This window comes from Thioalkalicoccus limnaeus, assembly GCF_041197575.1.
Classification (GTDB): domain Bacteria; phylum Pseudomonadota; class Gammaproteobacteria; order Chromatiales; family Chromatiaceae; genus Thioalkalicoccus; species Thioalkalicoccus limnaeus.
Window position 1 is genome coordinate 47,957 of the sequence record NZ_JBDKXB010000003.1, and the last position, 23,494, is coordinate 71,450.

A 23,494-nucleotide genomic window follows, 5' to 3' on the forward strand; every position below is an offset into this window, starting at 1 on the left:
GGGCGAACGGGTCGGGTCGGTCGTCGTCGTCGCGGCGGGCGGTGGCAGCGCCGGATCATCGTCAGCGACGCTCCTTGATCTCGATCCCGAGCGAACGCAGCTTGCGATACAGGTGAGTACGTTCCATGCCGGCCTCCTTCGCCATCTTGCTGACGTTGGCCGCGTGTTTCTCGAGTTGGTACTCGAGATAGGCCTTCTCGAACAGCTCGCGGGCACTGCGCAGCGGCTGGTCGAACGATACCATGCCTTCGAGTGGCTGGGTCGGCGTCGGTTGCGGGCTGCCGAGCGCGGTCTCGACCTCGTTCTGTGTCACTTCATCACCGGCCCCGAGGATCAGGACGCGCTGCACCAGATTCTTGAGCTCCCGGATGTTGCCGGGCCAGCCGTAGTTGCGCAGGAAGTTCTGCGCGCCGACGCTGAAACGCCGGTAGGGTAGTTTTTCGTGGTTCGTGAAGAAGTCGACGTAGAAGTTCAGCAGTTCCGGGACATCCTCGCTGTGCTCGCGCAGCGGGGGCACGTGCAGCGGCACCACGTTGAGGTGATAGAAGAGGTCTTCGCGGAATCGCCCGGCGCGGACCTCTTCCTCGAGATTCCGCTGGGTCACGGCGATGATTCGCACCTCGACCCGCACCGGTTCGGTCCCACCGACCCGCAGGAACGAACCCGTATCCAACGCGCCAAGCAGCTGGCCCTGAGCCTCGAGGTCCATGTCGGCGACCTCGTCGAGCAGCAGGGTACCGCCGGCGGCCTGTTCCAGGCTGCCGTAATGGACGTGGTCGCCGGTCTCGCTGCCGAACAGTTCGTAAGCGGCATTGCCGCGTGCGATGCCGGAGACGCTCAAGTCGACGAAGGGTCGCTCGCGGCGCGGGCTTTGTGCGTGCAGATAGCGTGCGAGGGTCTCGCGGCCGCTGCCCGCCTCGCCGGTGATCAGGACCCAGGTGTCGTGTTGTGCGATTCGCTTCACCTGCTCGCGCAAGCGGAGAATCGCGGCACTGCGGCCGATCGGTTCCAACACCAGCGGGGTTCGGCGCTTGAGTCCGACGTTTTCGCGCTGCAGCCGCTCGGCCTGGAGGGCGCGCTCGATCGTCAGCAGCAGCTTGGCCATCGACAAGGGTTTCTCGAGGTAATCGTAGGCCCCGAGCCGCGTTGCCTCGACCGCCGTTTCAACGGTGCCGTGCCCGGACATCATGATCACCGGACACGGCAGGTCCTCGTCTTCGCCCCATTCCTTGAGCAGGCTGATGCCGTCCCGATCCGGCATCCAGATGTCGAGCAGGATCAGGTCGGGCCGCCGTTCACGCAGCGCATGTCGCGCCGCCTCGCCGTTCTCGGCGACCACCACCACGTACCCTTCGTCCTCGAGGATCTCTTGGATCGAGGTCCGGATATCGGGCTCGTCATCAACCACCAGGATGTGCGTAGCGCTCATGGTTCTCCGTCATGGCTCACTCGGCTGCGCCGGCCGCGCACGACGCCATCTCCGTGGTCGTGCGCATCCGGCTGGATCAGGACATCGCCCGGTTCGGTGGGCACCGTCGATTCGTGCCGGCGCTGGTCGATGCTAAGGTCCTGCCACGCGGGCAATCGAGATACGATTCGTGTTCCGGGCACCAGGTTCTCAGCCCAGATGATACCTCCGTGCTCCTCGATGATCTTCTTGACGATCGCGAGGCCCAAGCCAGTGCCTTTGGCCTTGGTTGTCGTGTAGGGCTCGAACAGGTGTTCGAGCATCTTATCGTGGATTCCCGGGCCATTGTCTTCGACGCACAGTTCGAGCATCCCTCCCTCGTCCCCGGCGAGACAGCGGGTGCTGACGCGAATCCAGCCGTCGCGCTGTTGATCGAGGGCCTCTTGCGCGTTCTTTACCAGATTGTGGACAACCTGTCGAAGTCGCAATGGATCGCCCTTGATGCGTGCCCCGTCGGTTCCGAGCGCGGCGAACAGGGCCGTTTGGCCGCCAGCGCTGCGGTACAGATCGAGCACGTCGGCGATCAGCTTGTCCAGCACGAAGGGTGTCGCCTCGAATGCCGGCGAACGGGCATATTCCGAAAAGTCCTTGACCATGCGCTTCATCGCCTCGACCTGCTGCACGATGGTGCGGGTCGCGCGATCGACGATTTTGGCTTCCCCTTCCGGCAGAGTAGGCAGCAGCTTATGGCGCATCCGCTCGGTCGACAGCTGGATCGGCGTCAACGGATTCTTGATCTCGTGGGCGAGACGGCGCGCGACCTCGCCCCAGGCGGCATCGCGCTGGGCCGTGATCAGCGTCGTGATGTCGTCGAACACGACGACGTGGCCGCTCGGTTCACCCCCGGGTTGGCGTAACGGACTGCCGCGGCACATCAAGACCTGGCGGCCCTCGCGCGTGCTCAGCGTGATCTCGGTGCGCCAGTCGTCGTCGGCATCGAGATGGCGCCGCACCGTCTCCGACCAGGGCGCCAGGGATGGATACTCGCGTTCGAGTTCGTCGGGTGTCGGGGCCGTTTCAGGCGTCGTCGCGAGCCCGAGGATCTGGCGTGCCGCCGGGTTGGCGGTGCGCATCCGGTGGCTGACATCGAAGGCGACGACGCCGGAGGACAAACGGCCGAGGACCGTCTCGAGATAGGCGCGCTGCGCCTCGACGGCTTGCTGGCTGCGGTCGGCGGCGTCGCGGGCGCTCGCGATGCGTCGCGTCATCTCATTGAACGAGGCGACGAGAAAGGCCAGCTCGTCTTCATGCTTGGGTGTCGGCAATTGCTGTTCGTAGTCGCCGTCGGCCACCGCGCGAGTGCCACGGGCGATGTCGGCGATCGGTGCGACCAGACGGCCGGCCGTGTAGAAGGCCGCGATCAAGGCCGCCATCAGACCGAACAAGAGGACCAGGGATAAGGTCAGGGAGAAGCTGAGCTTCAGCGATTCGCGCAGATAAGCCAGCTCGGTGTACCGGTTATAGGCCTCTTCGAGCCGGGCCGAGAGCTCGCCGACCCGCTCCGATGTCGGGAAGATCGCCTGCAGCTGCATCGGTCGGCCGCCCGGGTCGCGGACCAGTACACGGATGATGAGTTCGTTGTCGTTGCCTCGGCTCTCGAGACCGACATGATTGGTCCCCGCGCGCACCGCCTGCAGGATCTCCCGCTCGGGCAGGTCGGGAACCAGTTGCGTCGGGTCCTCGTTGGCCGTGCCGTAAATCTGGCCTGCCGGTCCGAATACCGTCAGTTCGATCGCGCCGGCCTGACGCCGCAGACCGCCAAGGCTCAGCGCCAGCGCGGTCGACGAACGATCCTCGATCCCGGTCAGCAATGTTTCCGTGTACTTGACGAGCGTGCGTTGATTCAGGTCCAACGAGGCCTGGTTCAATGTCAAGGCCTCCTGCATCGCACGGCCGATCTCGACATCGAACCAGCTGTCGATGCCGCGCAACAGGAAGTTCAACGAAAAATAGTAGACCACCGCGACCGGCAGCAGCGAAATCAGCGCGAACCGCAGCAAGAGCCGCCCGGTCAATCGCGAACCGGCGGCCTGACGGCGGTACCGGCGCACGAGTCCGAGGACCTGGAAACCGACCATCGTAGCCAGTGTCAGCAGGCCGGCCAGGACCAGCATCAGCAGCGGGACGAAGGCGCGGCTCAAGGCCTCGGAGTTCTGCACCGCGTCGCTCATCAAGGTCAGCGCGATGAAGAGCGTGACCAACAGCACGGCGGCTGGCAGTGCGCCGGTCCGCGCCAGTCGTCTCAAGGCTCGAGTGGCCACTTGCTCCAACCGCTGTGAAGTCTCCACGAGGGGCGCAGATAGGCCATCGGGCGCAGCGGCAACGGAAGGGCGTCGATGTCCAGCGAGACGCGGAGATGGAACTGGTATCGGCTGTCCGGATCGAGCCGCTCGTTGCTGATGAGCCGCAGCCGGCTCACGGTGCCCAAGGCCCGCAGCGCCGCATCTCGGGTCACGAAACTGCGCACCTCTCCGCCCGCTGGCGGTTCCACGGAGTAGCGCTCCGACAGGGGTTTGTAGCGAATCGTGTAGTGGATCGCTTGATCGAAAAGGCTTTCCTCCCAGATCCGCGCCCCCTTGCGCCGAATTCGGGTGTGGAGCGCGATCGTCAAGGGTACGCCGTTCTCGAGGGCCTCCAAGGCCTGGTCGGTGAAACGGAAATCGATGAAGGCGTCAAGCCAGTAAGTCCCGTCGATGAGCTGGGTACTGGCCCGTTCGACCTGAAAGGCGGCGACCGGCGCGGCCAACCCGATGGCGAGCAGCCAGCCGACGCAGACGAGGGCCACCAGTCGTTGGCGGCGGGTCATGGTCGAGCCTTGTGCAAGGCGGCGTAATAGAAGCCATCGGGGCCGCGGGGTGTCGGCAGCGTTTGACGACCATGGCGCAGACCGAGACCCCAATGGTCGGGCAGCGGCTCCTCGATCGCGTCCGGGTGACGGGCTAAGAAGGCCGCGATCTGATCGGCGTTTTCGTCCGGCAGCAGCGAACAGGTGGCATAGAGCAGCCGTCCGCCGGGGGCCAAAAGGGTCCAGCTCGCGTCCAGCAACCGAACCTGTCGGGCGCACAGTGGCGCCAGATCCTGCGGTCGGCGCAGCCACTTGATGTCCGGGTGGCGGCGGATGACACCGGTGGCCGTGCAGGGTACATCGAGCAGGATGCGATCGAAGGCGGGGCCGTCGCTCCAGTCGGGCTGAGGCTGGCCCGCGTCACCGACCGCGATCACCGCGGCGGTCAGGCCCAGTCGGTCAAGGCCGCTGCGCAGTCGATCGAGGCGCCCTGGGTCGCAGTCGATCGCGGTCAGTTCGACCTGATTGCAGCTGCGCTCGAGGATGTGGGCACTCTTGCCACCGGGGGCGGCGCAGGCATCCAGGACGCGCTCGCCGGGGCGGGCGTCCAGCAGATCGGCGGCCAACTGTGCCCCCGCATCCTGCACCGAGACGAGCCCCGCGTCGAAACCAGGCAACGCGGTGACAGGGACAGGCCGATCGAGCATCAAGCCAGTCGGGGACTCGGCGATGGGGCGGGTGGTAAGGCCAGCCTGGGCCAGTTGCTCGGCATAGGCCGCACGGCTGGTCTTCATCGCGTTGACGCGGAGCGTCATCGGCGGAGGGGCGTTGCTCGCCGCGAGGATGGCCGGCCAGTGCTCCGGCCAGGCGTTGACCAGGGCCTCGCGCAGCCAGGTCGGAAACAGGTCGCGAACGCCTGGCTCGTCGGCCACTTGCCGCTCGAGGCACGCGCGCTCGCGCAGGTAACGGCGTAGCACGGCGTTCACGAGCGCTGCGGTATGCGGCTTGCCGAGCGCACGAGATGCCGAGACGGTTGCGGCTACCGCTGCGTGATCGGGAATCCGTGTCTCAGCGAGCTGGTAGAGACCGATCAGGATCAGGGCGTCGATGTCCTTGTCCTTCGGCGCCAGCGGTCGATGCACGAGTCGCCGAGCCAGTGCCGCGAGGCGCGGCAGGATCCGCAGGGTTCCAAAGCTCAGCTCCTGGATCAGTGCCCGGTCGCGTTCGGGGCCGCCGCTGGCGAACCGCGCTAGACTGTCGGTCAGCGAGCGTCCCTGCGTCAGGACCGCGTGGACGGCACGGGCGGCGCATGCGCGGGTCTCGGCACCGGCGGTGGGTTCTTCTAGGCCTGTGATGGCTTCAGCCAAACCGATCTCCGCGCAATGGCCCGGCGTTCAGGAAGGCGGCAACGGGCAATGGGCGCCGCCCGGGAGCCTGGACGCGGGTCACGCGCAGGACCCCGTCACCGGTGGCGACATCGATGCCCGAGGCAGCGGCGGCGAGGATCGAACCGGCCGGCGCATCGGTCGCCAAATCAAGGGCCTCGCCGTCCCAGATGCGCAAGGTCTCACCAGCCAGGTTCGTATGGGCGACCGGCCAGGGGTCGAAGGCCCGGATCTGCCGCTCGATGGCCTGTGCCGGGTGTTGCCAGTCGATCTTTGCCTCCTCCTTGGTCAGCTTCTTCGCGTAGGTGGCCTGGTCGTCATCCTGCGGGATCGGGTGGTGGCGGCCATCGATGATGTCCGGCAGCGCAGCCATCAGCGCCTCGGCCCCGAGTTGAGCCAGCCGATCATGCAAGCTGCCTCCGGTTTCGCGCGGTGCGATCGCGGTCGTACGCGTCAGGTATACGGGGCCAGTATCGAGCCCCGCCTCCATCGCCATGATGCTGATGCCGGTCTCGCGGTCACCCGCGAGCAGCGCGCGCTGGATCGGTGCCGCGCCGCGCCAGCGCGGCAGCAACGAGGCATGGACGTTGATGCAGCCGAGGCGCGGGGCCGCGAGGACCCTCGTCGGCAGCAGCAACCCATAGGCGACCACGACCATCAGATCAGCCTCCAACGCCGCCAGATCGGCGACCGCAGTGGCGTCCTTCAGCGAGGTGGGCTGACGGATCGGTAGGTCATGAGCCAGCGCCGTCTGCTTGACGGCACTGATTGCGACGCGACGGCCGCGCCCGGCGGGCCGATCCGGTTGTGTATAGACCGCGACCACGCGCGCCGGGCTCTCGATCAAGGCCCGGAGCGTGGGAACCGCGAAGTCCGGCGTGCCGGCGAAGATGATTCGAATGTCCTGCATGTGTCGTGGCCGCCGTGGATGGAGCGGACGTCGCAATAGTGCTCCGGTCGGCCGAAGGGCCCCGGCCGCGGATGGGTCAGATGGCGCGGCGGGCCACCGGGCGCTGGGCCGGCGGTGGTTGACGGCGGTCCTTTTCGAGCTTCTTGCGGATCCGATGGCGCTTCAGGCTCGAGATGTAATCGACGAACAACTTGCCATCGAGATGGTCGATCTCATGCTGAATGCAGACCGCGAGGAACCCCTCGGCCTCCAGTTCAAACGGCCGACCGTCACGATCGAGCGCTGCGACGCGGATCCGTTCGGCTCGCGTCACCGGCTCGAAATAGCCAGGGACCGACAGGCATCCCTCTTCCATCAGGCCCTCGCCCTCCTTGCTCAGGATCCGTGGATTGATCAGGCAGATCGGTGTGTCTTTTTCCTCCGATACGTCGATCACGATGATCTGCCAGGGCTCGTTGATCTGAGTCGCCGCCAAGCCGACGCCGGGGGCCTCGTACATGGTCTCCAGCATGTCATCGACGAGCCGCCGTACGCTGTCGTCGACCTCGGTGACGGGCTTGGCCTGTCGGCGCAGACGGGAATCGGGGAATGTCAGTATCTGTAACTTGGCCATGGGTCTGGTCGCGGGCTGGAACCCGCGTTGATCTCTGGGCTAATATCGCATGGTACACCCGAGCATGGGGGCGGGTGAATCCTCTTTCGACTCAAGCCGGAGTGCATTATGGCCCCGATCCGTCGATTCTGTCCGCGCGGGCTCGCCCTGGGGATTCTGCTGGCACTGGTCGCCGCGGGTGTCTCGGCCGAAGAGAGACTGCACCCCAACCATCCGGAGCGCTACGTCGTCCGCGCCGGGGATACGCTGTGGGACATCGCCGGGCGCTTCCTCCGCGAGCCCTGGCGGTGGGGCGAGATCTGGGACGCCAATCCGGACATCGCCGATCCGGACCTGATCTACCCGGGTGACGTGCTCGTGCTGACCTATCGTGACGGCCGACCGCGCATCGGCGTCGAGTCGGGGCGCCTGCGCACGGTCAGGCTGACCCCGAGGGTCCGGGTCGAGGCCCTCGATGAGCCGATTCCGACGATACCGGCCAATGTCATTGCCCCCTTTTTGACCCGCGTCCAGGTAACCGGCGAGCGTGATCTCGACCAGGCGCCCTATGTCGTCGGCTTCCCCGACGAGCATATCGTCGGTGGTGTCAGGGATTCGATCTATGTTCGCGCGATCACGACACGGGAGATCGAGCAGTTCCTGGTCGTGCGGTCCGGTCAGGCCTATCGCGATCCCGACACGGGCCGGGTGCTCGGCTACGAGGCGGCCCATGTCGCGAATGTCGAGCTGGAGCGTCCGGGCGATCCGGCAAGGCTGCGGGTGCGCCGTTCGATGATGGAGGTCGCGATCGGCGACCGGCTGGTCCCGGCCGACGAGACCGAGGCCCTGCGCCAATTCATCCCGCGACCGGCGCCGCCGGCACTCCGGGGACGCATCATCGCGGTCCTCAACGGTGTCTCCCAGATCGGGCAATACAATATCGTCGTGCTGAATCGCGGTTCCGAACAGGGGGTCGAGCGGGGCCACGTCTTCGACGTGTATCAGGGTGGCTACGAACGGCCCGACCAGGTGCTCGCCGGTGCCCCGCGCTGGCGTGATGTGCGCAGCGAGACCCCATTGTCGACGGAGTTCTGGTATGGCGACCACCAGGTGATCGGGTGGCGACGCGACAGGCCGGATGCCAACACGCCCTTTCCTCTGCACGTCGAGGTCAGGCGGCCCGCGGCGACCTATGTCGTGCCCTACGAACGATCTGGCACGCTCATGGTGTTCAGGGTGTTTCCGCAAGTCAGTTTTGCGCTGGTCATGAGCGCCGAACGGGCGATGAACGTCCAGGATAGCGTCAGCGCCCCGGAAACCTGAGCGGCGCTTCCGGTGTCGGCGCCGACGATACAGGATCGCCGTTTCCCGTGGCTGGTCCTGGCGATGACGCCGGGGCTTGGACGCCGCGCGCTCGACGCCTTGCTGGCCCGGTACGGGACAGCGTCCGAACTGGTCGCTGCCGGCGCCGATGATTTGGCCAGGGCGGGGCTGGCGCGTGAGATCGGCGCGGCCATCGAGCGCCCCGATCTGGCCAGGATCTCGGCCTCGATCGAATGGGCCGAGCAGGCCGGTGGCCATCTTCTGACCCGCGACGATCCGCGTTATCCGCCCCAGCTGGCCGAGCTGTCCGATGCGCCTTTGGTGCTTTACTGCCGCGGCGATCCGACGCTGTTGAGCGATCCGCAGGTGGCGATCGTCGGCAGTCGCACCCCGACTCCACAGGGCCTCGAGATCACGCGACAACTGGCTTGCGAGCTGGCCGGTCGGGGTCTTGTGGTCACCAGCGGTCTCGCCCGCGGGATCGATGGCGCGGCCCACGAGGGGGCTCTCGAGGCCGGTCCTACCATCGCGGTGCTTGGCACCGGGCCGGATCGCGTCTATCCGGCGACGCATCGACGGCTTGCCCACCGGATCGCCGAAAAGGGTGCCTTGGTGACCGAGTATCCACCCGGTACCGGCCCACAAGCCCATCACTTCCCGCGTCGCAACCGCCTGATCAGCGGCTTGAGCCTCGGGGTCCTGGTCACCGAGGCTGCGGAGCGGAGCGGTTCCTTGATCACCGCCCGCCTGGCTGGCGAGCAGGGGCGCGAGGTTTTCGCGATGCCCGGCTCGATCCGCAATCCGCGAGCCCGCGGTTGTCACCGGCTCATCCGCCAGGGGGCCACGCTCGTCGAGTGCGCCGAGGACGTGCTCGTCGAGATCGCCCCGCAGCTGAGCGGGCTTATGACGCAGGTCCGCGTTGCACCATCCCGTGGCGCGGATGGGGCCGCTTCCGCTCCGACGTTGGCTCCGCTCGACGAACAACACCAAGGCTTGCTGTCGGCGATGGGATACGATCCTGTCGTGCCGGACGAATTGATCGCCCGCACCGGCTTGCCGTCCGCTAGGATTGCCTCGATGCTCTTGTTGCTAGAGCTCGAAGGTCATGTATCATCCTGTCCAGGAGGCCGCTACTGCCGGACCTCGGGTCGCGATAGCGAATCCTGTTGAGGGCCGCGCGGGTCGGCTTGGCCGATGCCATCGCGCGTCGATGGCGGTTCGTATTTGTCTCGAGGTCCCTGGATGTACGAGAACACCGTCGAAGTCCTGATCTACCTGTACGAGAACTACATGGATGGGGAGAATGCGGCACCGGTCGATCAAGGCGAACTGGAAACGGAGTTGACGCACGCTGGCTTCACGCAGGTCGAGGTTCGCAAGGCCCTGCGCTGGCTCGATGATCTCGCCACTGGCACGCGCACCGCTGCGTATCGGGCCTGTCGCGGGGGGTCGATGCGCGTCTTCACGACGGCCGAGATCGCAAAGCTGGATTGCGAGGCCCGCGGTCTGCTGCTGTTCCTCGAGCAGGCCGGGATCCTGGACCCAGTCAGCCGCGAGTTCGTGATCGAGCGGGCACTGGCTTTGGAACAGCCGCAGTTGACGATCGAAGAACTCAAATGGGTCGTGTTGCTGGTCCTGATGAGCCGACCCGGCCGCGAGGATGCCTATACGCAGATGGAAGACCTGATCTACTGCGAGATCCCGCCCTACCTGCACTAGTGCCCCGGTCGCGCGCCCGGCGGCGCGGCGTTCGGTGCCGAGCGACCCTACCGGGTCTCGATCTCGATCGGTCGGTCTCGATTGGGCCGCCCCCTTGACGTCCGAGACCGGGATCGTATCTCCTAGGCGCCCCATCAGCCATGCCGCGCGACTATGAATCTGGTAATCGTCGAATCACCCGCCAAGGCCAAGACCATCAAGAAGTACCTGGGTCCCGACTTCGAGGTACTGGCGTCCTACGGCCATGTGCGGGACTTGGTCCCGAAGGAGGGCGCGGTCGATCCGGACCAGGGTTTTCGCATGCTGTACCAGGTCATCGACCGCAGCGAAAAGCATGTCCAGGGGATCGCTCGTCGGCTCAAGGATGCCGAGGCGCTGTATCTGGCGACCGACCCGGATCGTGAAGGCGAGGCCATCTCCTGGCATCTCTACGAGCTGCTCAAGGGTCGTCGCCAGCTCGGTGACAAGCCCGTGCATCGGGTCGTCTTCAACGAGATCACCAAGCGCGCGGTCCAGGATGCCGTCGCACATCCCCGCCGCCTGTCGATTGAACTTGTCAATGCTCAGCAGGCGCGCCGCGCGCTCGACTACCTGGTCGGCTTCAACCTGTCCCCGCTGCTGTGGAAGAAGGTGCGGCGCGGTCTGTCGGCGGGTCGCGTGCAGAGCCCGGCGCTGCGGCTGATCGTCGAGCGCGAACAGGAGATCGAGGCCTTCGTCCGCCGTGAATACTGGACGGTCGAGGCCGATCTGGCGAAGGACACCAAACCCTTCGTCGCCAAGCTGATCGAATTCGCCGGCGACAAGCTCGAGCAGTTCAGCATTACCGACGGCGACCGTGCCGCCGAGGTCACCGGGGCGCTGGAGCGGGCCGCTGCCGGGCATCTGCGGGTCGTTGCGGTCGAGCGCAAGCAGCGCAAGCGTTTTCCGGCCCCCCCCTTCATTACCTCGACACTGCAACAGGAGGCCGCGCGCAAGCTCGGTTTCACGGCGCAGCGGACCATGCGCATCGCGCAACAGCTCTACGAAGGCGTCGACGTCGGCGATGGGGCGGTCGGTTTGATCACCTACATGCGGACCGACTCGGTCCATCTGGCGCAGGAGGCGTTGACCGAGATCCGCGGCTATGTCGCCGACCGCTATGGCGCCGAGCAGGTTCCGTCGCAGCCGAGGCGTTACAAGACCAAGGCGAAGAACGCCCAAGAGGCGCACGAGGCGATCCGGCCGAGCTCGATTCGGCGCGAGCCCGGCGCCTTGAGGGCGCACCTGACCAACGATCAGTTCCGGCTCTATGAACTGATCTGGAAGCGCACGCTCGCCTGCCAGATGGCCCATGCGCTGATCAATACCGTTGGGGTCAATCTCACGCCCGGCGGCGGGCACCTGTTTCGGGCGACCGGCTCGACCGTCGCCGAGCCTGGTTTCATGGTCGTCTACCTCGAGGGTCGCGACGACGAGCAGACGGCCGATGACGATGAGGAACGGATGCTGCCACCGCTCGCCGAGGGGGATCTCGTCGATCTCGTAGCGCTGCGCCCCGAACAGCACTTCACGGAGCCGCCGCCGCGTTACAGCGAGGCGACCCTGGTCAAGGCGCTCGAAGAGTTCGGCATCGGCCGGCCCTCGACGTACGCCAGCATCATCTCGACGCTGCAGGAGCGCGAGTATGTGCAACTGGAGAAGAAGCGGTTCATCCCGACCGATGTCGGTCGGGTCGTCAATCGTTTCCTGACCAACCATTTCGCGTCTTATGTCGACTACGATTTCACGGCCAAGCTCGAGGACGAACTCGATGCGGTCGCGCGCGGCGAAGGGGACTGGATCCCGCTGCTCGAACAGTTCTGGCGGCCCTTCAAAGAACGGATCCATTACACGGAGGAGAATGTCAAGCGCAGCGACGTCACCCAGGAGCGCATCGACGAACCATGTCCGAAGTGTGGTTCGGCCCTGGCGATCCGCCTTGGCCGCCATGGCCGCTTCATCGGCTGTACCAACTATCCGGCCTGCGATTACACGCGGGATCTCGGCAGCGACAAGGCCGAGCCCGAGGCCCCGGAGGTGGTTGCCGATCGCGCGTGTCCCAAATGCGGCTCGGCGCTGCATGTGAAACGCGGCCGGTTCGGACGCTTCATCGGTTGCAGCGCCTATCCGACCTGCAAACATATCGAACCGCTCGAACGCCCCGAGGATACGGGTGTCACCTGCCCCAAGTGCAATCGCGGCACACTGCAGAAGAAGAAGTCGCGGCGCGGCAAGATCTTCTATTCGTGCTCGACCTATCCGACCTGCGACTATGCGGTCTGGAACGAACCGCTCGCCGAGCCCTGCCCGAACTGCGGCTGGGCGATTCTGACGAAGAAGGTGGCACGCGGTGGGGGCGAGACGAAAGTCTGCCCGCAGAAGGACTGCGGCTACACGGCGCCCTCGGCCGAACAAGAGCCAACGGCCGTACCGGAGCCAGATGTCCAGGCTTCCGCGCCGCGCCGCCGTCGTGCACGGACCTCATCATGAGCCGCCAGCCCGGCGCGTGCCGGCGCCGGTTCGTCGGCGCGACCTGATCGCAAGCGCGGAACGCCCGAGGATCGCCGCGGGCGCACGCGGTGTGCCGAGCGCCCGTTGCGGTGCCCGGAACGGACCCTACTTTGAGAAGAGCGACCTGACCCAGGTCACGACCTTGTCCTGAATGTCGCGCGCCCAAGGCGGTTGCGGCCAATTCCAGCCGATGATGATGCCGATGGCCAGGATGAAGAGTGCGGATAACATTTGGAGAATCCTCGCTGTGCAAAGGGCTCGCGGCCCGAAAGAAAACCGGCGCGTCGGCCAGCGATGAGGTCTCCGAGTGACCCTTGATCTGGCCTCGTCCGAATCCGGCGATCGATTGTCGCATGATGCCGGTGACCGGTGGCAAACCTCGGTTGCTCGAGAGCGGTTGCTCCTGACCACGCAGGCAACGGATGACCGCCGTGATTAGACAACCGCATCATCACCCGCATAAGGAGTCATGACCGGTGAGCCGTATCAAAGCCCAGGTTATTCCGTGGATCGAACGCGGACTCGTGCCCGATGCGCTGGTGCGCTGGGGGATCCGCGATCTCTTGCGTCAGCGGCTTGCCGAGTTGCCGACGGCCGATTGCGAGGCCGCGGCCCGGCACAAGATGGCCTTCGTCGCGCGGATGGATGCCTCGGCGATCGCCGAGGTCCCGGATCAGGCCAATGCCCAGCACTACGAACTGCCGCCCGAATTCTTCGAGGCGATGTTGGGGCCGCGGCGCAAGTACAGTTGCTGTCACTGGCCGGACGGGGTCGCGGATCTGGCGGTCGCCGAGGAGGCGTCGCTCAAGTTGACCGTGGAGCGGGCCGGCATCGTGAACGGGATGCGGGTGCTCGATCTGGGTTGCGGCTGGGGTTCCTTCAGCCTATGGGTCGCGAGCCATTTTCCCGATTGCCAGGTGACGGCGGTCTCGAACTCGCACGGGCAACGAGGCTTCATCGAGTCCGAGATGGCGCGCCGTCATCTGGGGAACCTGACCGTGATCACTGCCGACATGAACCATTTCGCGGCGCCGACCCGCTATGATCGGATCGTGTCGCTCGAGATGTTCGAGCACATCCGCAACCATCGCCGGCTCTATGCGCGGGTCGCCGACTGGCTGGAACCGGACGGCCGGTTCTTCATGCACATCTTCTGTCATCGCGCTCACCCTTACCTCTTCGAGGAACAGGGACCGACCGATTGGATGGGCCGTTACTTCTTCTCCGGCGGCATCATGCCGAGCGCCGACCTGCCGCTCCTTTTTCCGGACCATCTGCGAATCCGCGATTTCTGGTGCCTGAACGGTCGCCACTACGAGCGCACGCTGAATGCGTGGCTGGCGCAGATGGACGCCCGCCGTGCCCAGATCTGGCCGATCCTGGAACGGACCTACGGCGCCGCTGACGCGGCCCTCTGGTGGGTACGCTGGCGGCTCTTCCTGATGGCCTGCGCCGAACTCTTCGGCTTTCGTCGGGGACAGGAGTGGTATGTCGGCCATTATCTGCTCGGCCGCGCCGACCAAGCAGATATCGGCTGATCCGGCCGTAGCGCCGCGCGGCCGGCCCGTGCCGGCCATCGAGGGACCATCGATTCCTGCCAGCCATGGCGTCACCACACGAGGGGAGCAGAATGCTGAATTGGGATGATCCACTGATCCAGGCGAACCCGTCGGCCCCCGCGAACCGACCGCCACCGCCGAGCGCCGAGCGCGATCCGGTGCGTCCTGGAACCGGTCTCGTCACGAACGAACGCCTGATGGCGACCGCCGGCGCTGCGCCCAGTGTCGCCCCGGACCCCTTCGCGGGCCGCTCGGAGCCGTTCGGCGCCGCTTCGCTGCGACCCGTGTCGCCCGTGCCCGAAGCGGCCGGCGGCGCGACCGGGCTCGAGCAGGTGACGCTCGGGGCCGGGCGCGTGCGGGTCGACGACAAGCGTGTGATCAACTGCCGGGCCGACCTGAACCAGCTCGTGCCCTTCAAGTACGATTGGGCCTGGCGGAAATACCTGGATGCCTGCGCGAACCATTGGATGCCGCAGGAGATCAACATGCACGCGGATATCGCGTTGTGGAAGGATCCGGCCGGGCTGACCGCGGACGAGCGCATCATCATCCAGCGCAACCTGGGGTTCTTCTCGACGGCCGATTCGCTGGTCGCGAATAACCTGGTGCTGGCCGTGTACCGCCACATCACGAACCCCGAATGCCGCCAGTACCTGCTGCGCCAGGCCTTCGAAGAGGCGCTGCACACGCACGCGTATCAATACGTCGTCGAAAGCCTAGGTCTCGACGAGGGCGAGATCTTCAACATGTATCGCGAGGTGCCGGCGGTCGCGCGGAAGGCCGAGTGGGCGCTGCCCTACACCCAGCACCTGGCCGACCCGCATTTCCACACCGGAACGCCGGAGAATGACCAGCGCTTGCTGCGCGAACTCGTCGCCTTCTACGTGGTCTTCGAGGGCATCTTCTTCTACGTCGGCTTCGTCCAGATCCTGTCGATGGGCCGGCGCAACAAGATGACCGGCACCGCCGAGCAGTTCCAGTACATTTTGCGCGACGAATCGATGCACATGAATTTCGGCATCGACGTGATCAACCAGATCAAGATCGAGAACCCGCACCTGTGGACGGCATCCTTCCAGCAAGAACTGGCCGGCATGATCCGCGAGGCGGTCGAGTTGGAGGCCCAATACGCGCAAGACACGATGCCGCGCGGCGTGCTCGGCTTGAACGCGTCGATGTTCACCGAGTACCTGCACTTCATCGCCAACCGCCGTTGCGCGCAGATCGGTCTGCCCGAGCAATACCCCGGGGCGACCAATCCCTTTCCGTGGATGTCCGAGGTGCTGGATCTGAAGAAGGAAAAGAACTTCTTCGAGACCCGCGTCACCGAGTACCAGACGGGCGGAGCGCTGAATTGGGACTGAAGGGGTGTTCGTTGTCGATCTCGGGGCGCGTCGCCCAGGCAGCCCCGGTGAGCAAGAGGCAAGCTGCTATGATGTCATCGAGGCGGAGTGTGGGAAAGGTCATGACGGGTGGCCCTCATGGCGGCTTGGTTCGCCGCAACCAGGCGCGGCGCAGCGATTCCGGCCGTGGTGCACGGCGCACCAGATGCACTCTGGGTGCGTTGTTTCTAAGGCGCGGCGGCCTCGGGCGCGGGGTGCGGACCGGGGCGTAGGGCCTCGCCGCAATACCGGCACAGGTAGCGAGCGCCGTTCAGCACCTTGTTGCGACGGATGCTCGACAGGCGATGGTCGCGGCAGGCGCAATGATAGTGGTGATAGCGCATCCGCCTGGCGCGCAGATCGCTGACGTCGTAGTCGTGGCAACGGGTCGGTTCGGCGCCTAGCGCACGCATCAGTGCCTGCCATTCCGGGCCATGGGGGCGAATCCGGCGGCCATGGACACGGTAGGCTAGATAGTGCGCGGTCTCGTGGGGCACGGTGCGGTGCACGAACGCCTCGCCGTAACGCCGCAACAGGATCGGGTTGTAGCGGATTGTGCTGCGGCCCTGGCTATCCACGCGGAACTGGCCGGCACTCTGTCCGAGCAGGTCGAAACGGATCGCGGGCGGTTCGCTCGACCACGCGTCGGCAGCGCGCCCCCACCAGCGTTCGCCAGCGGACGCCGGCCGCGCCGCGAGGCCGACTCCGATCAGGCGCCGCGTCTCGCCGGTGGCGAGCGCGACCAGGTGGCGCAGCCGCTCGTCGTGGGCGCTCGGGTCGGTCGTGGTCATGGCCTCGATCCTTCGGTGACAGGGCGCCGGCGGCGCCGACACCCCGTCGGTGTGAGCCCGCGCGACCGCTTCGGTGCGTGAGCCGTCGGTTGCGCAGTGGGGGGCGGTGCCCTTCACACCTCCTTGTAGAGTTCGGCGCCGGCTTGGCGGAATTCGGCGGCCTTGGCCCGCAAGCCCTTCTCCAATGCCTCCTGCTCGCCGAGTCCTGTGCTGGCCGCGTAGTCGCGCACGTCTTGGGTGATCTTCATCGAGCAGAAGTTGGGGCCGCACATCGAGCAGAAGTGCGCGACCTTGTGGGCCTCGTGGGGCATCGTCTGGTCGTGGTAGGCGCGCGCTCGCTCCGGGTCGAGCGACAGATTGAACTGGTCCTGCCAGCGGAACTCGAAACGGGCCTTCGACAAGGCATTGTCGCGCAGCTGGGCGCCGGGCAGACCCTTCGCGAGATCGGCGCCGTGCGCGGCGATCTTGTAGGTGATGATGCCATCGCGGACGTCCTGCTTGTTCGGTAGGCCCAGGTGCTCCTTCGGCGTGACATAGCAGAGCATCGCGGTGCCGTACCAGCCGATGTTCGCGGCGCCGATCCCCGAGGTGATGTGGTCATAGGCCGGGGCGATGTCGGTGATCAGCGGGCCCAGCGTATAGAAGGGGGCCTCGAAGCAATCTGTCAACTCTTTGTCGACGTTCTCCTTGACCATCTGCAGCGGCACATGACCGGGGCCCTCGATCATGACCTGGACGTCGTGGTTCCACGCGATCCGGGTCAGTTCGCCCAAGGTCTCGAGCTCCGCGAACTGGGCTATGTCGTTGGCATCGGCGATCGACCCCGGGCGCAGCCCGTCGCCGAGGCTGAAGGCCACGTCGTAGGCCTTCATGATCTCGCAGATCTCGTCGAAATGGGTGTAGAGGAAGTTCTCCTGGTGATGCGCCAGGCACCATTTGGCCAGGATCGATCCGCCGCGCGAGACGATCCCGGTCACGCGGTCGGCCGTCAGCGGGATGTAACGCAGCCGGACGCCGGCGTGAATCGTGAAATAGTCGACCCCTTGCTCGGCCTGTTCGATCAGCGTGTCGCGGACGATCTCCCAAGTGAGCTCCTCGGGCCGGCCGTCGACCTTCTCGAGCGCCTGGTACAGGGGCACGGTGCCGATCGGCACCGGGGCGTTGCGCAGGATCCATTCGCGGGTCTCGTGGATGTGCTGGCCGGTCGACAGGTCCATCAGGGTGTCGCCGCCCCAGCGCGTCGACCAGACCATCTTTTCGACCTCCTCTTCGATCGACGAGGTGACCGCGGAATTCCCGATGTTCGTGTTGATCTTCACGCGGAAGTTGCGGCCGATGATCATCGGTTCGAGCTCCGGATGATTGATGTTGGCCGGGATGATCGCACGGCCGGCGGCGACCTCGGCGCGGACGAATTCGGCGGTGATGGTCTCCGGGATCCGTGCCCCGAAGGCCTGGCCGGGGTGTTGCCGCAACAGCCGTCGGTAGCGGGGATCCTGGCGCAGTTCCGCGAGACGCATCGTCTCGCGGATCGCGACGAACTCCATCTCCGGCGTGATGAGGCCGCGGCGCGCATAGTGCATCTGCGTGACATTGCTCCCGGCCTTGGCGCGTCGCGGCGGCCGGATGTGCGCGAAGCGCAGGTGGGCAAGCGCCGGATCCTGCTGGCGGCTCTGGCCGAAGCGGGACGTCGGGCCGGGCAGGGGCACGGTGTCCCCGCGCTCGGCGATCCAAGCCGCGCGCAGCGCCGGTAGGCCGCGCAGGAGGTCGATCGATGCGTGCGGGTCGGTGTAGGGACCGGAGGTGTCATAGACGAAGATCGGCGGATTGTCCTCGTGACCGGTCCGGGTCTTGGTCGGGGCTTGGACGATCTCGCGCATCGGCACGCGCAGGTCGGGGCGTGATCCCGGCACATAGACCTTGCGGGAGCCGGGGAAAGGCTGGGTAACCTCGTCCGAGAGTCGGGCCGTGGACTGGACGAAGGCGGCGGCGATGGCGCTCATCTGGTTTCCTCGTTGGATCGGGGGCCTAGGCGTTGTCGCCCCAGGCGACCTCGGCCGGTAGCAGGCTGATTCGCTGTTCTGAGTGACTGGGGGAGGGCCGTGGGCGCCGAATCGGAGGATCGCGCGCTCGCCTGGCCGCGGAACGAGGATCCGATCACGCCCGCCTTTCCTGCGCCGGTATTACCCGGATCAGGTTCCAAGGGTCTCTCTCAGCGCCACGCGGGATCCGTCGCTCGCCCTCGGCGTGGGCACCCCCAGCAGGACTCACAACGGAAGCTAGCGCAAGGGGCCGGGGTTTTCAACCAAAGGGGCGGACGAATCCAGGTGCAAGCGGGCTCGGGTGCATCACAGGAAGCGCAGCGACAGATCGACGGCGGTCACGTCCTTGGTCAGGTCACCGACCGAGATGTCGTCGACGCCGCTCTCGGCGATGGCGCGGATGCTAGCCAGGGTGACGCCGCCGGAGGCCTCGAGCCGCGCGCGGCCGGCGTTCAGGTTGACGGCCTGGCGCAGTTGCGGCAGTGTGAAGTTGTCGAGGAGGACGCGCGGCGCGCCGGCGGCGAGCGCCTCTTCGAGATCGGTGAGCGACTCCACCTCGATCTCGATCGGGACCTGGTACGGCAGCGCCCGGGCCGCCGCGAGGGCCGCGGTGATCGAGCCGGCCGCGCGAATGTGGTTCTCCTTGATCAGGATCGCATCGAATAGACCCAGTCGGTGGTTGTGTCCGCCCCCGCAGAGGACCGCGTACTTCTGCTGGACGCGGAGGCCGGGGAGCGTTTTGCGGGTGTCCAGCAGGCGCACCGGCAGCCCGGCCAGGGCCTCGACATAGCGGCGTACCCGCGTCGCCGTGCCGGACAGGGTCTGCAGGTAGTTCAGCGCCGTGCGCTCGCCGGTCAGCAGCGCGCGGCTCGGCCCCGCCAGCCGGCACAGGGTCTGGCCGGCGGCGACCGACTGGCCGTCGCCGGCCGTCCAGCGGATCTCGATGCGTGGGTCGAGCAGCCGGAAGACGGTCTCGAACCAGGCCCCGCCGCATAGGATCGCCTCGTCGCGGGCGACGACCTCGCCCTGCGAGCGTTGATCGGCCGGGATCAACGCGGCGGTCAGGTCGCCGCGACCGAGATCCTCGTCCAGCGCCAGTCGCACCTGCGCGGCGATTAGCTCGGCCGGCGGCAGGTGACGCTCGCGTCGCTCGGGGTCGATGGTTTCTGTCTGTGCAAAAGGGGGCATGGAGTAAACCTCGGAGGCGTTTGCCTTCAACAAGCGCCGACAGGATCATAACCGGTCTATGCGGCTGTCGGTGCGACACGACGGGCGGGCGACGAGACCAGCGAGGTGGTGCATTGCTTGACTGACATCGCCTACGTCTCGATCGCTTCCCGGACGGCGGCGACGGCACGACACGACGGGCGGGCGACGAGACCAGCGAGGTGGTGCATTGCTTGACTGACATCGCCTACGTCTCGATCGCTTCCCGGACGGCGGCGACGGCACGATCGACGATGATGTCGTCCTGGTGCCCGACGATGACCGCAAGCCCGCTGCGGATCAATTCAGCCAGCTCGTCGACAGCGAGTTCGATCGCCCGGCGCCCGTGTCGGTCGACGAACAACAGCCGTTGCCGGTCGGCGGTCAACCAGATCAGTTTCATTCTGACCTTCCCATCCTCGTCGCGGTCGAGCTGAATCCAGGTGCCGGGGATCAATCTGGGAAGGGGTTCCGGTAATGCCGCCTCGGCCTCAGGTCTGTCCGGTGTGCTTGGGGCACGCTCGTGGCCCGGTTCCGCCGCACTCGCGTCCCGGGCGGGGACCGTGTCGCCGTCGCCGCGCAACGCAGTCATGTGCAGCGCTTGCAGCTCCTTGAACCATCGCGCGATCTTATGCTGGTCCGGCACCTGTGCGGCCAATGCCAGGCGCAGTTGCCGGAGCATCGGCGGGATCGCACGGAGAAGCTCGCGTCGTTCCTCCGCGGTGTACTTCGGGCACACGCTCCACAAGAGTCGACTGCTCATCGCGAGTGCCTCGTTCCAAGCCTCGCTCGTTGGACCATCGCGCAGGTAGATGGCGCGCAGGACTGGTAGCCATCCTTCTTCCAAGAGCGCGGCCAGCGCCTGGGGAACATTGCGGTAGCCTTGCAGTTCCTGGCGGATCGCTATGGTAACGGCCTGTTCCGCGGCGCTATTGTGAGCCTTCACCTCGGCCTTCTGCCGCGCCTTGGTCTCCCAGGTGCGAGCCAACTCGGCCTCGCGTGCCAGATCGGTGGCCAATTCGGCATCGAGTTCCGCGAACAGCGACAGGTCCTGGCCGAAGTCCCCGATGATCCGTTCCACGATCGACTCGATACGACCGAACAGGCTTCGCGCCGAGCGGTCCCCATCGTCGGTCCAGCCGACGGCGGCTTGGGCGAGGTGGTTCAGAAGACAGCGGGCCGGATGCCGAGGGTCATCGAAGAAGGACTTGTCGAGCAATGCCACCTTCAACGTTGGGATTTGCAGCCGGGCGATCAGGACCTTGATCGGATCCGGGAGCATCGGGTCCGACAACAGATGCTCGAACAGCAGAAAGACCAGCTGCAACGTGGTTTCGTCGACCGGTCCCAGTCCGCGATCCGTGGCTCGGCTGCTATCGAGTCCCAAGGCCTGATCGACCCAGAGACGGAGCTGGTCGGTCATCTCGAGGTCGGCGACCGGGTTCCGCTGTAATCGCGTCAGTGCGGCGAGCAGTTCGCCGGTCTCGACGGCGACCTCGAGGCGCCCCGCGGGGACACGGGGGCGTCGTTCCTCGAGCAGATGTCGCAGTGTCGCGAAAGGCACGACGCCGGACGGCGCTGGTGCATCAGGCTTGGGCCGGGAGGTTTCCCCGGGGCGGGATCGAGTCGGGCCTGGCCGACCAGACAGGGCGCGTCCGAGCCCCCTGTGCTCGCCTCCGGGGGTTCGAGCCAGACAGTCGCGATAAGGTTGGGCGAGTCGCTCCATGACCTGGGTGCCGAACAGCTTGTACAGGTCCAGTTTGACGAGCGGATCGATACCGGTGAGCTCCGCCAGCGACCGCCGCAAGGCCGCGCCGATCACCGCCGGGCCGATAGGATTGACCGTCAAGGGCAGGGTCTTGCGGTTCAAGGGTTCGGCGAGCCCAGCGCTCAGCGCCTGCAACAGGTCGCGGTAGCGATCTTCCGCTTCCGCGACCAGCTTCTGGATCGCGAGCGTTTCCTCGAGTTCGGCGATGCCGATCAAGCTCATGTCGTCTGGCTCGGGACCAAGTTCAGCAGCTGGCCAAGATCGGCCGCGGGCCAGCCGCTCGGCGTGCCGGTTCAAGCTATCGCGAAAGGCGTCACGACAGGTGTCACGGTATCGGCGGACCAGCCGCATCGCTTGAAGGTAGCTGCTGGCCTGATGATTGGTGGCGGCTCGGTCGGCCAGTTCGGACAGGGTGTCGCCCAGCCGGTCGAGGAAACCATCGAACAGCCCCATTAGATCACGATAGAAACCATCGGTGGACCGCTCCATGCGCCACGCGCCAGAGGCATGCAACCGCCCGCTTGACGTCGGGTCGTTCATGAACCGGGACCTACTCCGTCTCGATCATCGATCTGCCCACCCTGTCGCGCATTCGTCGGATGCCCCAATGGCCGTTCGCTCGGCCAAGCGTCGAAAGACAGGCCGCTCGCGCATCCGGTGGAACGGCCCGCCATGCGCTACCGGCGAATCCCAGCGGCGACCAGCGGGGATTGCAGCCAGGCGGTAAACACTCGACAATCGCGAGGCCATGGAGGCGGCCTCGCCTGGGATTTTCCGTCGTCCAGCGATCTCTGGAATACGGCAATGATAGGTCGCGCCGGACCGCTCGACCAAATTTCGCCGACCGACCGGATTTGACGACCATGAACCCGACAGCGTTCCGCGGTCCCCTGAACGATGGCTGGCTACCCGACGCCGAACCCCGACCCTCGCCGAACCAAGACGCCCGTCCCGTCGGCCAATCCATCGACCTGCTGGTGATTCATAACATCAGCTTGCCGCCAGGCCACTTCGGTGGTCCCTGGATCGACGACCTGTTCCTGAATCGGCTGGATCCCTCGGTGCACCCGTTCTTTCGCCAAATCGCGAACCGACGGGTCTCGGCTCATCTGCTGATCCGGCGGGATGGCGCCCTGATCCAATACGTCGGCTTGTGGCAGCGGGCCTGGCACGCCGGGGAATCCCTGTTCGCCGGTCGCCGGGCCTGCAACGATTTTTCGATCGGCATCGAGCTGGAGGGGACCGATGAGGTCCCCTACACGGCGGCCCAGTACAGGGTGCTGGTCGGCACGATCCGCCAGATCCTCGCCTGCTGTCCGCGCATCGACTGGGGTCGGATCGTCGGCCACAGCGATATAGCTCCGGGTCGCAAGACCGATCCGGGGCCCTCCTTCGACTGGGCGCGGTTGCGTCGGCAGTTGGCTATTGAGCCCGGATCGTGATGCTTTCCAGTCCGTGGCGATTCAACAGGTCGCGGATCTGATTGGCCTGATCGCGTCCGGCGACGGGCCCGGTGCGCACCCGGTGATAGGTGTCCTGGTTGTTGATCGTTACCGTTTGTATATGGGTCTGGATGCCGAGTGCCGCAAGACGCTCCCGAAGCCGCTCGGCGTCGGCCGGGCGTCGAAAGGAGGCCACCTGCAGCAGGTAGCTTTCCGCGGTCGGTGACGCCGGAGCCGGCGCCGGGTCTTGCGTCGCGGTGGGTGGGGTTGTCGGCGTCTCCTGCACCGTCAAGGGCTGTGGCCGAGGCGGAAGGGCCGGCGGCGGGGTCGCCGCGGACATGGCCTCGTTCGGGACGACGACCTCGATCTCGGGCAGGATGTCCCAGAAATGGAAACTCGGCGGTGTGGTTTGCGCGGTCTGGGGTGGCGGCCCATCTTCGCTGCCCGGAGGCTGGGTCTTCGCGGTCCAGACCAGACCGACGCTCGCGGCGCCGATCAGGCCGCCGAACATGAACCAAAAGAAACAGGGTCGTGGCTCGCGGCGTTTCACGGTCAGGGATCTTGGTGCGCCGCGCCGGTAATCGATGGTCATG

Annotated in this window: 19 protein-coding genes and 1 riboswitch; of the genes, 7 read left to right on the forward strand and 12 right to left on the reverse strand. The window is 66.1% G+C overall.

What is annotated here, in order from left to right:
- Positions 1-61: 61 nt before the first annotated feature.
- The 6 genes from ABC977_RS03255 to def all read right to left on the reverse strand — a co-directional run bounded on the left by ABC977_RS03255 (position 62) and on the right by def (position 7,161).
- On the reverse strand, positions 62-1,429 hold the full coding sequence (locus tag ABC977_RS03255; RefSeq protein ID WP_369665804.1) for a sigma-54-dependent transcriptional regulator: 1,368 nt from the start codon (positions 1,427-1,429) through the stop codon (positions 62-64).
- Positions 1,426-3,729, reverse strand: a complete 2,304-nt coding sequence (locus ABC977_RS03260; protein ID WP_439849149.1) for a sensor histidine kinase — start codon at positions 3,727-3,729, stop codon at positions 1,426-1,428. The genes ABC977_RS03255 and ABC977_RS03260 overlap by 4 nt, the downstream gene beginning before the upstream one ends.
- Complete coding sequence (locus tag ABC977_RS03265) at positions 3,711-4,274, reverse strand: DUF4390 domain-containing protein (RefSeq protein ID WP_369665806.1); 564 nt, start codon at positions 4,272-4,274, stop codon at positions 3,711-3,713. The genes ABC977_RS03260 and ABC977_RS03265 overlap by 19 nt, the downstream gene beginning before the upstream one ends.
- Positions 4,271-5,620, reverse strand: a complete 1,350-nt coding sequence (gene rsmB, locus ABC977_RS03270) for a 16S rRNA (cytosine(967)-C(5))-methyltransferase RsmB (RefSeq protein WP_369665807.1) — start codon at positions 5,618-5,620, stop codon at positions 4,271-4,273. Before rsmB ends, ABC977_RS03265 begins: the two co-directional genes overlap by 4 nt.
- On the reverse strand, positions 5,613-6,548 hold the full coding sequence (fmt, locus tag ABC977_RS03275; RefSeq protein ID WP_369665808.1) for a methionyl-tRNA formyltransferase: 936 nt from the start codon (positions 6,546-6,548) through the stop codon (positions 5,613-5,615). Before fmt ends, rsmB begins: the two co-directional genes overlap by 8 nt.
- A gap of 76 nt (positions 6,549-6,624) precedes the next feature.
- Positions 6,625-7,161 (reverse strand): peptide deformylase, encoded by a 537-nt coding sequence (gene def / locus ABC977_RS03280; protein WP_369665809.1) that lies wholly within the window; start codon positions 7,159-7,161, stop codon positions 6,625-6,627.
- A 105-nt stretch (positions 7,162-7,266) separates the two neighbouring features.
- On the opposite strand from def, the gene ABC977_RS03285 reads away from it, so the two are divergent.
- The 4 genes from ABC977_RS03285 (at position 7,267) to topA (ending at position 12,690) form a co-directional block, all read left to right on the forward strand.
- A complete protein-coding gene (locus tag ABC977_RS03285) occupies positions 7,267-8,463 on the forward strand; it encodes a LysM peptidoglycan-binding domain-containing protein (protein WP_439849153.1) in 1,197 nt (398 codons plus the stop codon).
- 63 nt (positions 8,464-8,526) lie between these two features.
- Positions 8,527-9,633 carry a DNA-processing protein DprA gene (gene dprA / locus ABC977_RS03290; RefSeq protein WP_369665990.1) on the forward strand — a complete coding sequence of 369 codons (1,107 nt, stop codon included), beginning with the start codon at positions 8,527-8,529 and terminating at the stop codon, positions 9,631-9,633.
- Between the two features lie 72 nt (positions 9,634-9,705).
- Positions 9,706-10,182, forward strand: a complete 477-nt coding sequence (locus tag ABC977_RS03295) for a Smg family protein (protein WP_369665811.1) — start codon at positions 9,706-9,708, stop codon at positions 10,180-10,182.
- 153 nt (positions 10,183-10,335) lie between these two features.
- The gene (gene topA / locus ABC977_RS03300) at positions 10,336-12,690 is read left to right on the forward strand and encodes a type I DNA topoisomerase (RefSeq protein WP_369665812.1); all 2,355 of its coding nucleotides are present in this window, start codon (positions 10,336-10,338) and stop codon (positions 12,688-12,690) included.
- Positions 12,691-12,816: 126 nt separating this feature from the next.
- On the opposite strand, the gene ABC977_RS03305 is transcribed toward topA, so the two are convergent.
- The gene (locus tag ABC977_RS03305; RefSeq protein WP_369665813.1) at positions 12,817-12,942 is read right to left on the reverse strand and encodes a hypothetical protein; all 126 of its coding nucleotides are present in this window, start codon (positions 12,940-12,942) and stop codon (positions 12,817-12,819) included.
- Between the two features lie 245 nt (positions 12,943-13,187).
- Between ABC977_RS03305 and ABC977_RS03310 the strand changes: the two genes are divergently transcribed.
- The gene (locus ABC977_RS03310) at positions 13,188-14,249 is read left to right on the forward strand and encodes an SAM-dependent methyltransferase (RefSeq protein WP_369665814.1); all 1,062 of its coding nucleotides are present in this window, start codon (positions 13,188-13,190) and stop codon (positions 14,247-14,249) included.
- A gap of 92 nt (positions 14,250-14,341) precedes the next feature.
- Positions 14,342-15,634, forward strand: coding sequence for a ribonucleotide-diphosphate reductase subunit beta (locus ABC977_RS03315; protein WP_369665815.1), 1,293 nt, complete (start codon positions 14,342-14,344; stop codon positions 15,632-15,634).
- 206 nt (positions 15,635-15,840) lie between these two features.
- On the opposite strand, the gene ABC977_RS03320 is transcribed toward ABC977_RS03315, so the two are convergent.
- The 4 genes from ABC977_RS03320 to ABC977_RS03335 form a co-directional block, all read right to left on the reverse strand.
- Positions 15,841-16,443: a SprT family zinc-dependent metalloprotease gene (locus ABC977_RS03320; RefSeq protein WP_369665816.1), complete on the reverse strand. Its 603-nt coding sequence runs from the start codon at positions 16,441-16,443 to the stop codon at positions 15,841-15,843.
- A gap of 113 nt (positions 16,444-16,556) precedes the next feature.
- A complete protein-coding gene (gene thiC, locus ABC977_RS03325; protein WP_369665817.1) occupies positions 16,557-18,446 on the reverse strand; it encodes a phosphomethylpyrimidine synthase ThiC in 1,890 nt (629 codons plus the stop codon).
- 148 nt (positions 18,447-18,594) lie between these two features.
- Positions 18,595-18,712: riboswitch (TPP riboswitch) on the reverse strand.
- Between the two features lie 79 nt (positions 18,713-18,791).
- Positions 18,792-19,673, reverse strand: coding sequence for a carboxylating nicotinate-nucleotide diphosphorylase (nadC, locus tag ABC977_RS03330; protein ID WP_369665818.1), 882 nt, complete (start codon positions 19,671-19,673; stop codon positions 18,792-18,794).
- 226 nt (positions 19,674-19,899) lie between these two features.
- The gene (locus ABC977_RS03335; RefSeq protein ID WP_369665819.1) at positions 19,900-21,948 is read right to left on the reverse strand and encodes a DUF1631 family protein; all 2,049 of its coding nucleotides are present in this window, start codon (positions 21,946-21,948) and stop codon (positions 19,900-19,902) included.
- Positions 21,949-22,322: 374 nt separating this feature from the next.
- On the opposite strand from ABC977_RS03335, the gene ampD reads away from it, so the two are divergent.
- Positions 22,323-22,901 (forward strand): 1,6-anhydro-N-acetylmuramyl-L-alanine amidase AmpD, encoded by a 579-nt coding sequence (ampD, locus tag ABC977_RS03340; protein ID WP_369665820.1) that lies wholly within the window; start codon positions 22,323-22,325, stop codon positions 22,899-22,901.
- Here ampD and ABC977_RS03345 read toward each other — a convergent pair.
- Positions 22,882-23,493 (reverse strand): SPOR domain-containing protein, encoded by a 612-nt coding sequence (locus ABC977_RS03345; RefSeq protein ID WP_369665821.1) that lies wholly within the window; start codon positions 23,491-23,493, stop codon positions 22,882-22,884. The two genes, ampD and ABC977_RS03345, sit on opposite strands and share 20 nt — an antisense overlap.
- Position 23,494: the final 1 nt, after the last annotated feature.

Bases quoted from the DNA above. Each gene is read 5' to 3' on its own strand.
- ABC977_RS03335 (WP_369665819.1), bottom strand. From the start codon at position 21,948: ATGGAGCGGTCCACCGATGGTTTCTATCGTGATCTAATGGGGCTGTTC.
- def (WP_369665809.1), bottom strand. From the start codon at position 7,161: ATGGCCAAGTTACAGATACTGACATTCCCCGATTCCCGTCTGCGCCGA.
- ABC977_RS03295 (WP_369665811.1), top strand. From the start codon at position 9,706: ATGTACGAGAACACCGTCGAAGTCCTGATCTACCTGTACGAGAACTAC.
- ABC977_RS03305 (WP_369665813.1), bottom strand. From the start codon at position 12,942: ATGTTATCCGCACTCTTCATCCTGGCCATCGGCATCATCATCGGCTGG.
- thiC (WP_369665817.1), bottom strand. From the start codon at position 18,446: ATGAGCGCCATCGCCGCCGCCTTCGTCCAGTCCACGGCCCGACTCTCG.
- ABC977_RS03265 (WP_369665806.1), bottom strand. From the start codon at position 4,274: ATGACCCGCCGCCAACGACTGGTGGCCCTCGTCTGCGTCGGCTGGCTG.
- topA (WP_369665812.1), top strand. From the start codon at position 10,336: ATGAATCTGGTAATCGTCGAATCACCCGCCAAGGCCAAGACCATCAAG.
- ABC977_RS03315 (WP_369665815.1), top strand. From the start codon at position 14,342: ATGCTGAATTGGGATGATCCACTGATCCAGGCGAACCCGTCGGCCCCC.
- nadC (WP_369665818.1), bottom strand. From the start codon at position 19,673: ATGCCCCCTTTTGCACAGACAGAAACCATCGACCCCGAGCGACGCGAG.
- ABC977_RS03345 (WP_369665821.1), bottom strand. From the start codon at position 23,493: ATGACCATCGATTACCGGCGCGGCGCACCAAGATCCCTGACCGTGAAA.
- ampD (WP_369665820.1), top strand. From the start codon at position 22,323: ATGAACCCGACAGCGTTCCGCGGTCCCCTGAACGATGGCTGGCTACCC.
- dprA (WP_369665990.1), top strand. From the start codon at position 8,527: ATGACGCCGGGGCTTGGACGCCGCGCGCTCGACGCCTTGCTGGCCCGG.
- fmt (WP_369665808.1), bottom strand. From the start codon at position 6,548: ATGCAGGACATTCGAATCATCTTCGCCGGCACGCCGGACTTCGCGGTT.
- ABC977_RS03320 (WP_369665816.1), bottom strand. From the start codon at position 16,443: ATGACCACGACCGACCCGAGCGCCCACGACGAGCGGCTGCGCCACCTG.
- ABC977_RS03255 (WP_369665804.1), bottom strand. From the start codon at position 1,429: ATGAGCGCTACGCACATCCTGGTGGTTGATGACGAGCCCGATATCCGG.